Source organism: Shewanella sp. KT0246 (assembly GCF_019654955.1).
Classification (GTDB): Bacteria; Pseudomonadota; Gammaproteobacteria; order Enterobacterales; family Shewanellaceae; genus Shewanella; species Shewanella goraebulensis.
This window is the reverse complement of the sequence record NZ_BPEV01000018.1, coordinates 37,877-52,985: the sequence shown is the minus strand read 5'-3', so window position 1 is coordinate 52,985 and position 15,109 is coordinate 37,877. Positions and strand designations below refer to the sequence as shown.

13 protein-coding genes are annotated in these 15,109 nt (G+C 40.5%); 7 read left to right on the top strand and 6 right to left on the bottom strand.

Going from position 1 to position 15,109, the window contains the following annotated elements:
• Nucleotides 1-128 precede the first annotated feature (128 nt).
• The 3 genes from K5Q58_RS10640 (at nucleotide 129) to K5Q58_RS10630 (ending at nucleotide 3,193) form a co-directional block, all read left to right on the top strand.
• Nucleotides 129-1,352 carry a cysteine desulfurase gene (locus tag K5Q58_RS10640; protein WP_220753908.1) on the top strand — a complete coding sequence of 408 codons (1,224 nt, stop codon included), beginning with the start codon at nucleotides 129-131 and terminating at the stop codon, nucleotides 1,350-1,352.
• A gap of 145 nt (nucleotides 1,353-1,497) precedes the next feature.
• On the top strand, nucleotides 1,498-1,962 hold the full coding sequence (locus K5Q58_RS10635) for a SufE family protein (protein ID WP_374758495.1): 465 nt from the start codon (nucleotides 1,498-1,500) through the stop codon (nucleotides 1,960-1,962).
• A gap of 40 nt (nucleotides 1,963-2,002) precedes the next feature.
• The gene (locus tag K5Q58_RS10630) at nucleotides 2,003-3,193 is read left to right on the top strand and encodes a membrane dipeptidase (RefSeq protein WP_220753907.1); all 1,191 of its coding nucleotides are present in this window, start codon (nucleotides 2,003-2,005) and stop codon (nucleotides 3,191-3,193) included.
• A gap of 227 nt (nucleotides 3,194-3,420) precedes the next feature.
• Here the strand turns inward: K5Q58_RS10630 and katB are convergent, their stop codons facing one another.
• The 4 genes from katB to K5Q58_RS10610 form a co-directional block, all read right to left on the bottom strand.
• The gene (katB, locus tag K5Q58_RS10625; RefSeq protein WP_220753906.1) at nucleotides 3,421-4,884 is read right to left on the bottom strand and encodes a catalase KatB; all 1,464 of its coding nucleotides are present in this window, start codon (nucleotides 4,882-4,884) and stop codon (nucleotides 3,421-3,423) included.
• A gap of 520 nt (nucleotides 4,885-5,404) precedes the next feature.
• Entirely contained in the window at nucleotides 5,405-5,647 is a 243-nt protein-coding gene (locus K5Q58_RS10620) for a YgjV family protein (protein WP_220753905.1), read from the bottom strand.
• A gap of 83 nt (nucleotides 5,648-5,730) precedes the next feature.
• On the bottom strand, nucleotides 5,731-6,180 hold the full coding sequence (locus tag K5Q58_RS10615) for a PaaI family thioesterase (protein ID WP_220753904.1): 450 nt from the start codon (nucleotides 6,178-6,180) through the stop codon (nucleotides 5,731-5,733).
• Between the two features lie 144 nt (nucleotides 6,181-6,324).
• Complete coding sequence (locus K5Q58_RS10610) at nucleotides 6,325-8,826, bottom strand: S8 family serine peptidase (protein WP_220753903.1); 2,502 nt, start codon at nucleotides 8,824-8,826, stop codon at nucleotides 6,325-6,327.
• A gap of 520 nt (nucleotides 8,827-9,346) precedes the next feature.
• Here K5Q58_RS10610 and K5Q58_RS21145 point away from each other — a divergent pair.
• Both K5Q58_RS21145 and K5Q58_RS10605 read left to right on the top strand, forming a co-directional pair.
• Entirely contained in the window at nucleotides 9,347-9,472 is a 126-nt protein-coding gene (locus tag K5Q58_RS21145) for a hypothetical protein (protein WP_259651315.1), read from the top strand.
• Nucleotides 9,473-9,486: 14 nt separating this feature from the next.
• Nucleotides 9,487-11,025, top strand: a complete 1,539-nt coding sequence (locus tag K5Q58_RS10605; protein ID WP_220753902.1) for a curlin — start codon at nucleotides 9,487-9,489, stop codon at nucleotides 11,023-11,025.
• An 85-nt stretch (nucleotides 11,026-11,110) separates the two neighbouring features.
• Here the strand turns inward: K5Q58_RS10605 and K5Q58_RS10600 are convergent, their stop codons facing one another.
• Together K5Q58_RS10600 and K5Q58_RS10595 are read right to left on the bottom strand one after the other, a co-directional pair.
• Nucleotides 11,111-11,776: a response regulator transcription factor gene (locus K5Q58_RS10600; protein WP_153912682.1), complete on the bottom strand. Its 666-nt coding sequence runs from the start codon at nucleotides 11,774-11,776 to the stop codon at nucleotides 11,111-11,113.
• 229 nt (nucleotides 11,777-12,005) lie between these two features.
• On the bottom strand, nucleotides 12,006-12,611 hold the full coding sequence (locus K5Q58_RS10595; protein WP_220753901.1) for a DUF2238 domain-containing protein: 606 nt from the start codon (nucleotides 12,609-12,611) through the stop codon (nucleotides 12,006-12,008).
• A 151-nt stretch (nucleotides 12,612-12,762) separates the two neighbouring features.
• Here K5Q58_RS10595 and serA point away from each other — a divergent pair, with 151 nt between their 5' ends.
• Both serA and ygfZ read left to right on the top strand, forming a co-directional pair.
• Nucleotides 12,763-13,992, top strand: a complete 1,230-nt coding sequence (gene serA, locus K5Q58_RS10590; RefSeq protein ID WP_220753900.1) for a phosphoglycerate dehydrogenase — start codon at nucleotides 12,763-12,765, stop codon at nucleotides 13,990-13,992.
• Nucleotides 13,993-14,144: 152 nt separating this feature from the next.
• Nucleotides 14,145-15,104 (top strand): tRNA-modifying protein YgfZ, encoded by a 960-nt coding sequence (gene ygfZ, locus K5Q58_RS10585; protein ID WP_220753899.1) that lies wholly within the window; start codon nucleotides 14,145-14,147, stop codon nucleotides 15,102-15,104.
• Nucleotides 15,105-15,109 lie beyond the last annotated feature (5 nt).

Sequence of the window (15,109 nt, the reverse complement as noted above, 5' to 3'; positions counted from 1 at the left end):
AAACAAGTAAAAGCAAATGTATGCTTGCAATAAGCGTCACTTTCTATGAAGATCGTGGCGCTTTCTTTTTGAGTTAACTATCTAGCCATACTTAATCAATAAAACACTTCGTCGATAATGAGCCTTTAATGACTATAGCCTTTGAACATGATGCGATCAGAGCCCAATTTCCTACATTAGCCCAGCAGTTGGAAGACCAACCTCTGTGTTACTTGGATACCGCCGCCACCAGTCAAAAACCGCAATCAGTCATTGATGCCATGAACCACTATTATCAACTTGATAATGCCAATGTTCACCGAGCAGCCCATCAGCTTTCAGCCCGAGCAACGCTAAATTACGAAAAGGTACGCGAACAAGTACAAGGGTTTATCAACAGCGCGAGACTCGATGAAGTCATTTTTACTCACGGCACCACTGAGTCCATCAATATGGTGGCTTATGGTATTAGTCAGCAAGTTAACGCCAATGACATCATTTTAGTCGATAACGCGGCGCACCATGCCAATATTGTTCCTTGGCAACAACTCGCTAAAAAAACTGGCGCTATAATTAAGCCAATCCCCCTCAATGATGAGTTATCTATCGATCATGCTGCATTTGATGAATTACTGAAATTAAGCCCGAAGTTAGTTGCTTTTAGCCATGTAACTAATGCATTAGGCACAGTAAATGACGTTGAAATACTAGTACAAAAAGCAAAATCTGCTGGGGCGATTACCCTTGTTGATGGCGCTCAAGCGATCGCCCACTTTGACATTGATGTCCAAGCAATTGATTGTGACTTTTACGTATTTTCAGGCCATAAAATGTATGGGCCTACTGGTGTTGGTATTCTTTATGGTCGGTTTGATCAACTCGATCAATTAGCGCCTATGCTAACGGGTGGCGAGATGATCAAAACCGTCAGTTTTGCAGGCACTGAATTTGGCGATTTGCCGAATAAGTTAGAAGCGGGAACGCCCGCAATTTCTGCAGTTATTGGATTAGGTGCTGCCATCAGTTTCATCAATGCCTTGCCAAAAGAACAAGTCAGGCAACACGAACAATCACTGCTAACATATTTACAGCAGCAGCTCATCCAATTAGGTGACATTAGGCTTTATGGTGCCAATAAACATAATTGCGGCGTAGTAGCATTTAACGTTAGCAGTGAGCATCATCAAGACGTCGGTATTTTGCTCGATCAGCAAGGTATTGCAGTTAGATGCGGGCATCATTGTGCGATGCCGTTAATGCAACAACTTGCGATTAAAGGCTGCTGCCGTGCATCTATCGGCATTTACAATAATAAGCAGGATATTGACCAATTTATAACTGCACTGCGTAATGTGAAAGAGTTACTGTTATAAGCACCCTTTATAAGAGTAGCTGCGATAACTGTAAGCTGTCTGGCAGACTAGCTGTAACATAGGTCCATTTATAGTAAGTGAAACAATCATTCTAAAACATTGAATGACTCGCCATTGTAATTAGCCCATTTTTTAGAGGTGACTCTTGAGTCAAAACATCACGTCTCAATCTGAAACACTGCAACCTGACAATAGTTACTTTTCACCATTAAGTGAAAAAATATCAGATGCCGTTACCACCATTGAACAAGCTAAAAACTGGCAAGATAAATACCGTCAGATCATGTTGATAGGTAAAGTGCTTGCACCCTTAGCAGAAGCCTATAAAGTAGAAACGGCTCAAGTAAAAGGTTGTGAAAGCCAAGCCTGGCTATATCACCACCAAGTTGAGTCACAGCACTTTTTTTGTGCCGACAGCGATTCACGTATAGTTAAGGGTCTTATTGCTATACTGCTAAATGCAACCCATGGAAAGACCACGACTGAGATTGCCAATTTCGATTTAGATCATTATTTCCAGCAATTAGGATTAAGTGGTCAACTCAGTCCATCTCGTACCAATGGGTTAACCGCACTAGCCAATGCTATAAAGCAATTTGCCGCAGCATAATCATGCAACATTGATTACAAGCGTCTAAAAAGGAAACCATATGACACCTAGCGCTTGTAACCAAAGCCGCCGACAATTATTAAAAGGCATTGCCGCTGCCAGTATTCTTTGCCCGCTATACGCCTCATCAGCCATGGCAAAACCTAAATCACGTCTCTATATTGATGGATTAAGTTTCTTACCAGAAAACCTCGCAGATGTTCGCGCATCAAAACTTGATGCCTACATTTGCGATATCTCTGATATTGAAGCCATTACCCAAGCAGATGGTACAACCAATTACAAACGTAGTTACAAAGCTTGTATCGCCAGCATTAAAAAGGCACAAAAAATCGTTAGTGATAACCCAACGATTTTAATGCAAGGCTTAAGTGGTCGCGATATTGCCGTTGCTCGCGAAGAGCAGCGCACTGCCGTTTACTTTCAAATCCAAGGTGCGGATTGTGTTGAAGAGGACACTTTTGAAGGCGATAGCCTAAAAGGAGAAGGTGAACATTGGCAACATCTAAATGAATTCCATCAGCACGGGCTTCGCGTACTGCAACTTACTCATCATTACGGAAACCGTTTTGCCGGCGGCGCATTAGATAATGACGGAACCCAAGGGTTAAATAAGCCACTTACCGCCGATGGCCATCAACTTATAAATGCCCTCAATCAACGTAACATTCTGATTGATGTTAGCCACTCAAGTCCGCAAACGGCGCTTGATACAGCTAAAGTTAGCAACATGCCGATAGTGCAAAGCCATGGCGCTGTGCGCTCTATTGTGAATAATGCTCGCTGCTCACCAGATGAAGTTATTCGTGCGATTGCCGATACTGGAGGTGTATTTGGTGTATTCATGATGAGCTTTTGGCTCACTAATGAACCAGTTCCAACAATAGAGGACTATGTGCGTCAACTTGATAGAGTCGCAAGAATTGGTGGCGTTAACGCCGTAGCAATTGCCAACGATTACCCTCTAAGAGGCCAAGAAAACCTTTTAGCGTTAGACAATAATAATGCCGAAGGCGTGAAACAATACCATGAGTGGTGGCAAAGCCTAGCAGCAAAGAATGTATTAGGTTTTGAAACCCTACCGCAGCATGTGGTTATTCCTGAGCTTAATCATATAGATAGAATGAGCCGTATTGATGATGCTTTAGCAAAAGCCCGCTATAAATCGAGCGATCGAGACCGCTTCTTAGGTGGCAACTGGCAAAGAGTGTTAAACCAAGTCTTGGTATAAGTTTTTCAACTTTCATCTACTTTTAAAGCTTATTGTTTAGAACAATAAGCCTCGCTCGTCATGTAACAAATACCTATTCAATAATCGAAATAACAAACACAAAAAAGGAAGGCATCTGCCTTCCTTTTATTTTATCGTATTGTTAACTTTTAAATTGCTCAAGCGAGCTAAACTTGCTTCACATCGCTTTCATCAATCTTAACGGGTTGTAATACGCTTTTTGATAGTCAAGCTTCTAAAAGCGCTTTAATTCTTTGGCCGTAGTCAGCATCAGCTTGGCTGAAATGAGCAACCATTTTTTGCTGAACATCAGCAGTCACTTGGCTAAGTGTACCTGCAATCGTTTCAACTAAACGTTGTTTCTCTTCTTCGCTGAAGATGCGGTAAAGGTTACCCGCTTGAGTATAGTCATCTTGGTCATAACGGCTGTATCTATCCGCTTCACCGTCTAGTCTTAGCGGTGGCTCAGCAAATTGACTCGTATCTTTAAGGCCGCCATCGACAGTATTTGGGCCATAGTTTGTACTTGAGTCAGCACCTGTTTGACTACCATTGTATGGACATTGAGTGCCAGCCATCGCTCCTGCACGCTGATGATGGTTAGCTTTAGCAGCATGTGGGCAGTTAACTGGCAGTTGATTGTAATTAGTGCCAATACGGTAACGCTGAGCATCTGCATATGAAAATAAACGTGCTTGCAGCATTTTGTCTGGCGATGCGCCAACACCTGGCACAAAGTTACTTGGCGCTAATGCAACCTGCTCAACTTCCGCAAAGTAGTTTTCCGGCATACGGTTTAATTCAAGCTCACCGATTTCAATTAGTGGGTAATCTGAATGAGGCCAAACTTTGGTTAGATCAAATGGGTTAATAGCATAAGTGTTGGCTTCTGCTTCCGGCATAATTTGAACATTGACAGTCCATTTCGGGAAGTTTTTATCAGCAATTGCTGCAACCATATCACGCTGTGATGAATCAGGATCAATCCCTTTTAGCACATCAGCTTGCTCACCAGTTAAGTTCACCACACCTTGCTGTGATTTAAAATGAAACTTAACCCAAAAACGCTCGCCTTTAGCATTCCAGAAAGAAAAAGTATGCGAACCATAGCCATGCATTTGGCGATAGTTAGCTGGAATACCACGGTCTGACATTAAAATAGTAACCTGATGCATGGCTTCTGGATTAAGTGACCAGAAATCCCACATTGCTTGAGGATCTTTTAAATTGGTTTGCGGATTACGCTTTTGAGTATGAATAAAATCTGGGAACTTAATACCGTCTCTTAAAAAGAAAGTTGGGGTATTGTTACCTACAATATCGTGGTTACCTTGCTTAGTATAAAAACGTAAGCCAAACCCTCGAGGGTCACGCTCTGCATCAGCCGATCCCATTTCGCCGCCAACTGTCGAGAAACGAATGAAAGTTTCAGTTTCTTTGCCAACCCCATTAAAGTGTTCTGCAATTGTATAGTCGCTAAGATCTTTAGTTAAAGTGAACTTACCGTAAACACCAGTACCTTTAGCATGTACGATACGCTCAGGTATTCTTTCGCGATTAAAATGAGCAAGTTTTTCAATTAAATGCCAATCTTGAAGTAGTAAAGGACCTCTCTCCCCCGCAGATAATGAATTTTGATCATCTGCGATAGGTGCACCATTTTGACTCGTTAGATATTGTGACTGACTCATAATTTATTCCTTTTAGTGATCCTGTAACCACAGTTCAATTAAATCGTGGATGGTAGCCATAATGCTCTCTCCTGGCTCATTCATATTTCGATAAATCAATAATAGCCAAACACAAAAACCATTAAAAACGATTAAAACAGATAATAACAATCTAAATTAACGATTCAACATTAGCAGTTGGCTATTGGATATTAGCTGTTGGCTGTTGGCTGTTGGCTGTTGGCTGTTGGCTGTTGGCTGTTGGCTGTTGGCTGTTGGTCACTGAATTTATGAGGAAAAACTTGTAAGTTATCTAGTAAATTAATAGGTTTTATTTTAAAAGGAAGGATTTAAATTTTAAGATAAAAAAAGAAAAGCAAAACGCACACTGACGAGATATTGGATATTGAATAAATACCAAGCCATTCAAACTACTTGTTGCAAATAAAAAGAGCAGCTCACCGACACTAAGGCTAACCACTCTTATACATATAAGCTAAGTTTGAAAATTAAGCTAAATAGATACTAACTAAGAAGAGCTTTAGCTAGGTGGAGATTCAGGCTCTTTATAAAGTTTCACAAGGTAGTAAATATCAATCAGTACAATAAAGAAATTAACTAATGCGACTGGAATGGCTCCAATAGCAAGGCCATACGCTACAAACAAAGCAGCACCAATTAAGTTCCACCAGCGAAGTTTTTTAATATTGGACATCATTAATGAAATTGCTACCACTACCGAAGCAAGATAACCTACCCATTCCCAAATTGTTGCAGCTTCCATTCATATATCCTTCTAAAAAGCGTTATACCATCAGTGTAGTTAATTTTGGCGGCTTACACAGTCTCATGCTAAGACAATTAGCATTATGAAACAGCTTTACGCGCAACCACTGCTGCAGTCATTCTTGAAATACAACATAACTCACCAGCACTATTAGTTATCAACACTTCCCATACCGAACTTCGTTTACCAATATGTACTGGTTTTGTAGTGGCAATTAACTCGCCTTTTCGCGACGCTTTTAAATGGTTCGCGTTAATTTCTTGGCCTACACAATAAAAATGTTCAAAGTCGACGACAAAATTTGCAGCATAACTGGCTACGGTTTCAGCTAAAGCAACATTAGCACCACCATGAACAATGCCCAGAGGATTATGAACAGATGGATCTGCAGGCATGGTTGCCACCATATAGTCATCACCAATTTCGGTCACTTTTATGCCTAATGTTTTCATTAAGGTGCCTTTTCCATGCATCCCGACATCCATTTTGGCACAATCTTCTAATGTAACTTCTCTAAACCAAATGCTCATGACATCCATCCATAGTATAAAATTATCTTTAGTCTACTGATTAGCCTTTTAATATCAAAGCATTTACCAATAAAGTTTGAACATAATAAAAGGGATGGCAAGCCATCCCTTTTTTACTTAATTAAGATTACAATCTAATAACCGTTAAAAAGCGGCAACGATAGGATCTGAACATAAGCTTGTTGCTGTCTCACAGATTTTATACGTTACTTCTGCAGGTGCATTAGTAAAGCGATCACGATATCGACCATCATTCGGCGTTGTAGCAACCATGACATCATCACGGTAAATTGCCACATCATCACCGACTGCACCGCTCCAGGTTAAATCAACCAGAGCACTGCCTCGACGCGATTTCATGGTACGAGTCACCGCTGCATCAATTGAATACTCAAACACTTCGATATCCATAGATACGGTATCGGTTTGACCTTCTGCATCAGTCACTAACAACGACACATTATAAGTGCCACCAGTTGCGTACATATAAGCTGGCGACTCATCTGTTGCCGTACTGCCATCACCAAAGTCCCAAGCATAACTAACAATATCGTCATTAATATCAGAACTGGTGTTTGTAAATGTGACCATCAGTCCGTCAACATCATAGTCAAACCCAGCCACAGGTGCTGCAGGAGCTGCTTCACCTAGTGCAGAAATATCTAATCCCCAACTATTAAGTGAACCAGTATCACCGCCGACATTATCTGAAACAGATAATGTCCAAATACCTGCTGCAATCTCACCATCGAAATCAGATAAACTCCAAGTTTTAACGATATCGTCCGCGCTTCCACCTTCACGATCATGCAAAACAACTTCTGTTCCATCCGGTGAGGTCAAGCTAACGACTAAATCACCAATCCATGTATGAGTAATGTCGACACTAACAGCCAAATCAAAAATTTGTACTGGGTCAGCAATCTCAATTGTGCTTGTGATTAAGGTATTATCAGTGATATCTACAGGTGTATCATTACCATAACTAAAGTCAGTTAGCCCTGCAGGGTAAACCGTTAGCGCAACAGCTTTATCTTTAACTGTTACACCATCGTCTGCAGAAACGGTAATCACATAATCGCCCCAAGCTGCATCATCTAACGTAGCAACATCTAAGGTAAAGTCGTCACCAGCCATAGCACTATTGGTTGATAAACTCACACCGTCAAGTGCTGGTGATGAAGCCACAGTTAAGCTAACTTGATCGTCCCAACCAGCAATGCTACCTACAGAGAAGTCATAACTTACTGCACTACCCGCTTCAACCGATTGTGAGCCTGGTGTCACTGATAGCTTAAACGAAGGGTCCGGATCTGCAGCAGCAATAGCATTTGCAACATTCAATCTTGTTCCTGCAACCGTCAATCCAGTTAGATCACCGTTAACATCACCTGAAGTCATCAGTAACTGTTTCATATCCACAGCAGTAATATCTGGCTCAACAGACCAAACTAATGCTGCTGCACCAGTTACATGAGGGGTTGCCATTGAGGTACCCGAAATCGTGCCATATGAATCATTAGGGAATGTTGACAGAATTGAGCTGCCTGGTGCGCCCATATCCACACTTGTTAAGCCCCACTGTGAGAAACTAGACATGTTATCGTTTCTATCTGTACTTGCGATAGAGAGTACGACGTCTGACTCGTAACTTGATGGGTAGTGTGGGTTAACATCATTATCAATGGCATCGTTACCTGCAGCAGCAACAAAGAGAATACCTTGATCGCCAGCAGATTCTATTGAGTCTTTTAACGCTTGGCTAAATCCACCGCCACCCCATGAGTTATTGGTCGCTTTAACATCAACACCATGATTAATTTTAAGGTTGGTGAAATAATCGATACATGCAATCGCATCTTCAGTGGTACCAGTGCCGCTGTCTGACAAGAATTTACAACCAATCATGGTCACATCCCAGTTAACACCTACAACACCGACACCATTGTTACCTGTAGCACCAATTGTTCCGGCAACGTGGGTACCATGACCATTGCCATCCATAGGATCACCGCTGCCAGTTATAGGGTTATAACCATGGATATCATCAATAACACCATTAGCATCATCATCAATGCCGTTTCCTGCAATTTCTCCAGGGTTAACCCACATGTTGCTAACAAGGTCAGGGTGGTTGTAATCAACACCTGTATCGATAACACCAATGACAACATTATCGCTACCAGTGGTGATATCCCAAGCTGCAACAGCGTCAATATCAGCACCTGCAGTGCCTGCTGATTGACCGGTATTATGTAACCCCCATAATTCAACAAAACTAGGATCGTCGGGCATTCCTAATGCTCTGTATGTATAGTTTGGTTCTGCATATTTAACAGCTGGATGCTGACTGATTATCTTAATTGCAGCATCAATATCACTGCCATTTTTGAGCTGTAATCTTGCTAATCTACCAGACAACAAGTGCTGAAATTTATCATCAACACCGTCTAAATTTTTGTCCGTTAAGGTACCACTCACTAGACGCTGAGCTGAGAGTTTCTCAAACTTAGTGACATTGTCTTTATAAACAACAAGCAGTTGATCTTGCTTATATTCTACTTTGTTTTTTGCGATAGCAGGAGCGACATTCATCGCCATTACTGAGGCAATTGCAATTGCAATTGGAGACATTTTCTTGATCATTTTCTGGCTTCCTATATTCCATTATTAATTCCCAGAACCGGTACTTCAACACTGGTAGCGTATCCATTTGCTTGAAAGCGAGCTGGTTTTCCACAAAGTGAAATCCGGAAATGTTGTAGCCATTTGATTGTTGTCATATTCAAATCAGAATAATAGTGGTCAGAAGCTAAATAGTAATAAACTACTAATCCTATTAGTGTAGGCAATTTACCACCGCACCATCAAAACTTAATAAAAACGCATTAAATCAAAAGGTTGAAACTAACTAATACGAAAGTTCTGTTGTTTATTTTCTTCTAAAAAGTAGCCATTCTTCCGATTGAGCTATCAGACCTCAATCCGTAAGTTAATCGTGTAACTTGCCTAAATAAGCTAAAGGATGCGGTTTAATAAAATCAAGAGTATCGATCTCACTCAAACCTAACCAAAGCATTAGTTTTAAGCTTACTTAGGTTTACTTCTTGATGATTAATGCCCTAGCTATGTCTTATTAGTAAAAAGTTAGTGGCAAGATTACTTAATGTTCGCTTATTCCACTCGTCAATTATTGGTTGATATCTTCAGCCGAATTGATGAGTGTTTACTGAAAGTGAATTTAATCATTGAAGAGATGACTGTACGAGCGAATAAGTCACTCAATATTTAAACAGGGAGCGTCAAATGAAGTCGCAAACAAAATTATCTTTAATTTCTCTTGCCATAACAGCCAGTCTAGCCTTACCCGTTTCTGCTACAGGGTTTTCACTTCCTGAAGCAGCATCAACTGAAAAGTCAGCTGCGGTAATCGCTGCTGTTAATAACCAAACAACTGTTGAACAGACTGGTGTAGGACAAGACGCACTTGTTTCTCAATCAGGTACACGCCATGTAGCAGAAGTCACTCAAATTGGTAATGATCAAATTGCCGAAGTGACCCAGTTAGGTGATTGGCAAGAGTCATATATTACTTCAGAAGGTGATGGAAACTTTGTAACGACTAACCAAGTAGATGACTGGCATATTTCGAATGTCGGTATTGAAGGTAACGATAACCAAATCACTGTTGATCAGTCAGGTTTTTGGAATACTAGCGAAACCACAGCTATTGGTAATAATAATATCGCAGATACTTTACAGGATGGCGCTCAGAACAATAGCATTATCCAACATGTAGGTAATGATAACCTGACCCAAACCACTCAATATGGAGGTGCTAACTTGGCAGTTTTCCGTGTTGAAGGTAATGGTAATGAAGGGGTCATTACTCAAGATGGCAATAATAACCAAGCTGGACTTGTCGCTTCTGGTGGTACTGCCAATGTTGGTGATGGCAATAGCTTATTCGTTGATCAAATAGGCGATGATAATTTTGGTGCAGTCATCGGTGTAAATGGTAATGACAATAGTTTTGAAATTAACCAGAATGGTTTTGCCAATACTGGTGTTGTAGCAAGCCTTACAGGATCTAACAATGATATTGTTATTGACCAGACCGGCGATTTGAATGGTGCAGTGATTGAGTTCGCAACTGGGGATAATAACCAAGTATTTATTTACCAAGATGGCACAGATAACCAAGTCGGTGATACTAACGTGGCGGTAATATCAGGAAACGACAATATCATCGATATTGACCAATCTGGTATTTCAAATCTGACTGAGTTCGAAACTATTGGTGACGGAAACTTAGTAACAGTGCTACAAGATGGTGAGTCTAACTATGTTGCATCAGGTACGTATGGTTTTGATAATGAAGTGACTATTAGCTCTGAAGGTATGAATAACGAAGCTGCTGTGTTCGTGGAGTTAGATCAGAACATGGTTACGGTGGAACAATCTGGTGAAACCAATTTGGCATATGTTGACACCTTCGGTTTTGAAAATGAAGTATCAATGGAGCAAATTGGTTCAGATAATGAAGCAACGCTAACTAATGTCGGTATTGCTCAAGTCATTGATATAGCTCAAGACGGTGAATTTAACCTGACAGACGTAGCGTCATTTGGTGATGAACATGCCATTGATATCGTTCAAGAAGGTACTGGAAACTGGATTGGTGGTGACGATGGTTACTTCTTGGTTGAAGGTTACAGCAATAACTTGACCATATCTCAAATGGGTAACGATAACTTAGTGATTGGTGCACAAACTGGTGATAACGGTATGATTAATGTCTCGCAAACGGGTGACTTCAATACCGCTACTGTTTACCAAAATTAATCTTAGGTAATTTACAATAAAAAGGGAGCCTTATCGGAAGGCTCCCTTTTATATTTTTGCTAAAAAATTAAATCAAGCACCTGATTTAAGCAAACTCGAAATGGGCTTGATAAGTTTGCGCCCAACGTAATAACTCTACGCGATTTCTAGATTGAGTTTTACGGAAAATTGAAGATATGTGCGCTTTAACGGTATGCTCACTGATACATAAACGATGCGCAATTTCTTTATTTCTTGCCCCACTTGACACTAATTGGATAATTGTTCTTTCGCGACTTGTCAGCATCTGCAACATAGCCACAGTATCTGGTGGTATTTCGGTATTTGCATCTAATTTTTGTACTAACCTGCGGAATATTTTACTGATTAATGGTCTGTCATACCACAATTCATCAGCAACCATTTTACGTAAACCTGTTAGCATTAAATCCATACGTTGATCCGAGTACAGTAAACCTCTCACTCCGAGTAATAACGCAGACTCTTGATCTAAAGAGCCTCGTTCAACTTGATAAAGTGCTACAGGAACGTGATTAACTAAACGTGAAACAAGTAAAGGTATCCCTTTGCTGTCTAATGCTGCTCCTTTTTGAGCAACTAAATAGAAACTATTGGTATTTTTGTCGACTTCCAAATCACTTGCGTGTTTAACAATTCTGGTTTTAAGACCTATTGATTCCGCAAGAATGGCAAGATTACATGGCGCCGCAACTTGGTGTAGGAAAACTAATTCATCAATATTTGAGCTCATCACTTTTCTCCCTGAAAAGCACACCTAACATCTCGACTTAACGAGTTTCTTCCTGAAATGTTGATAACAAAATCACAACAATACTCTATATTAGTACATTTTACCTAGTTCATAAGATATTTTTGTCATACGAAGGCATTAAATCAGTATATAAGTTGTTATAAAACACTCTATTAATAGCATACATAACCATTATTAACGCTAATAAATTAGCATTAGTCACTATTTTTTACTTATTAAATAGTGATGCTAACTGCTTATTATGCCAATGGGTGAGCAACACTAATGCACTAATACCTCCTAATAAGGCCATAAACATATCTGATTGAGTATCCCAAACATAACCTTGGGTCCCTAAAAAGGCCTCTGCGTTTTCGCCTGTACCAACGGCGACCCACCACTCGATTAGCTCGTAAAAAGCAGAAAAAGCTAACACAAAGCACACCGATAAAAATTGGCACCAGTAACCGGGTTGTAAAACTCGATTTCTTAAGAAAACTTCACGAGCTAGAATCGCGGGAATAAAGCCTTGGGCTAAATGGCCAATTTTATCATAGTTATTTCTGTCACTTCCCATCCACTCAGCAATCCAGTCAAACAAAGGCACTTCAGCGTAGGTATATTTCGCACCGACCAGTAACACACAGCAATGAACCAGAATTAATACATAAGAAAGTGACGTTAAGGGAAATCGCTTGCGAGTGAAAAATAAGATAGGAATAGCCAATAAAGCAGGAAGTGCTTCTAACCACCAAGTGAACATATCTTTAGGCGAAGTCACCGACCAAATTAACACTGCACAATAAATTACTATCCATATAACTTTCTTATTCAAACTAAATCCCTCTTAGATGATATTGTTCTAGAATTAGAATATTAACTTTAGCCATCTAGCCCTCTACAAGTGTTAAAAAAAGTGCTATTTTGGTCGAGCGTTTATATCAGCATAACATAAGCATAACTATTGATAAGAGGGTACCCATATCATGGCGAAACACTCGCTTGACAAGGATAAAATAAAAATCCTGCTGTTGGAGGGCGTCCACCAAACTGCGGTCGATGTACTTGAGCGTGCAGGTTACACAAATATTGAATACCACAAAGCATCTTTACCAGAAGATGAGCTGCTGCAATCCATTAAAGATGCACACTTTGTCGGTTTACGTTCCCGCACTCAATTAACTGCAGACGTGTTAAACCATGCTGAGAAATTAGTCGCCATTGGCTGTTTTTGTATTGGTACTAACCAAGTCGATATTGCTGCAGCAGAAAAGCTCGGTGTACCTGTATTTAATGCACCGTTTTCAAATACTCGCTCGGTCGCAGAACTCGTATTAGGTGAGATCATCATGCTAATGCGTGGGATCCCACAACGAAATGCCCATGCTCATCGTGGCGGTTGGTTAAAAAGTGCAAGTGGCAGTTATGAAGTCCGTGGTAAAACTCTTGGGGTGATTGGGTATGGGCATATTGGTACACAGTTAGGCATTCTTGCTGAAACCCTAGGTATGCGAGTCGTATTTTACGATATCGAAGATAAGTTACCTTTAGGTAATGCTAACCAAATCCACTCTTTGGAACAATTATTGGGCGAGGCTGATGTTATCAGCTTACATGTTCCAGAAACTCCGCAAACAAAAGATATGTTTGGCGAGAAAGAGTTCTCTCAAATGCGAGAAAAAAGCATTTTCATTAATGCTTCTCGTGGCACCGTTGTTGATATTGATGCACTTTCAAACGCATTAAAATCAGAACACCTTGCTGGCGCAGCAATTGACGTATTCCCAGTTGAGCCTAAATCAAATGATGATGAGTTTATTAGCCCATTACGTGGTCAAGACAACGTCATAATTACCCCGCATATTGGTGGTAGCACAGCTGAAGCCCAAGAGAATATTGGGATTGAAGTCGCTGGGAAACTAGCCAAATATTCTGATAACGGCTCTACAGTGTCTGCGGTTAACTTCCCAGAAGTCTCTTTACCTCAGCACAAAGGCACATCGCGTTTACTGCATATTCACCATAACCGTCCTGGTGTACTGATTAAGATTAACCAAGCCTTTTCAGAAAAAGGCATCAACATCGCGGCCCAATACCTGCAAACAACTGCAGAAATTGGTTACGTTGTTATGGAGGTTGATTCTAATCAAGCAGAACAAGCTCTTGGCGAATTAAAAGCGATTGAAGGCACGATTCGAACTCGTGTTTTATTTTAAAATCGAGCATTGAAAAATTGCCATTTAACTAGGCATATAAAGTGTGAAATAAAGCTATCTTCATTCAATTGAAGATAGCTTTTTCTTTTGAGCGTAACTGAATTCCGTTACACTCAAGCCATATCTTTGTTGGTCATCTTAGGAATTAGTTTATGACACTTGCAACTGCGCAGCCTGATTGGGATTTTTTAAACACTTCCCCAGACTTATTAGTCGCCAATCTCACTCATTTAGGCTTAATTGAAATTACCGGTGAACAAGGTAAAACTTTTATTCACGGTCAAGTGACAACTGACATAGTATCTTTAAAAGATGATCAATGGCGCTGGGGCGCACATTGTGATGCTAAAGGTAAAATGCTTTCAAGCTTTAGAACTTTTGCCAATGAAGATCAACTCATGGTACTGCTGCCTGTTTCTGTACTGCCTCTAAGCCTTGCCCAGTGGCAAAAGTATGCGGTTTTCAGTAAAGCTGAGTTAACAGATGTCAGTGCAGAAAAAGTCATTCTTGGCTTTGCTGGAGCAAATGCTGAAACATTTATCACTCAACAATTCGGTGATGTCACCGCTGAATTAAGCAGGTTTGATAATGCGACTATCGTTAAAGATAATGAACGCTTTATCGTCATCACTAACAATGAAACAGCTATTGAACTGGTTACAGCTTCAAATCAAACGTTACAAAATTCATCGACTTGGCAAGCTCTTGAGATAAAGTCAGGCTACGCCAATATTGATGCTAACCACAGTGGTGAATTTGTGCCTCAAATGTGTAACGTACAAGCCGTCAATGGCATTAGCTTTGAAAAAGGCTGTTACATGGGCCAAGAAACGATCGCAAGAATGAAATATCGTGGCGGCAATAAACGTGCGTTATACATTCTTACAGGTACCACTTCAGAAACTGTCACCAGTGAATCTCAGATAGAAATCGCTGATGAAGATGGATTTAGACGTGCAGGTAAAGTGATTGAATCCGTGCAGCAAGATGGCAAAGTGTTGCTGACTGCAGTGCTTGCCAACGACACCGAAAATAATGCCAAGCTGCGTATTAAAGAAGATGCAGCAAGCGAGCTAAGTGTTATTCCATTACCATACTCTTTAGAAGACTAATGGTT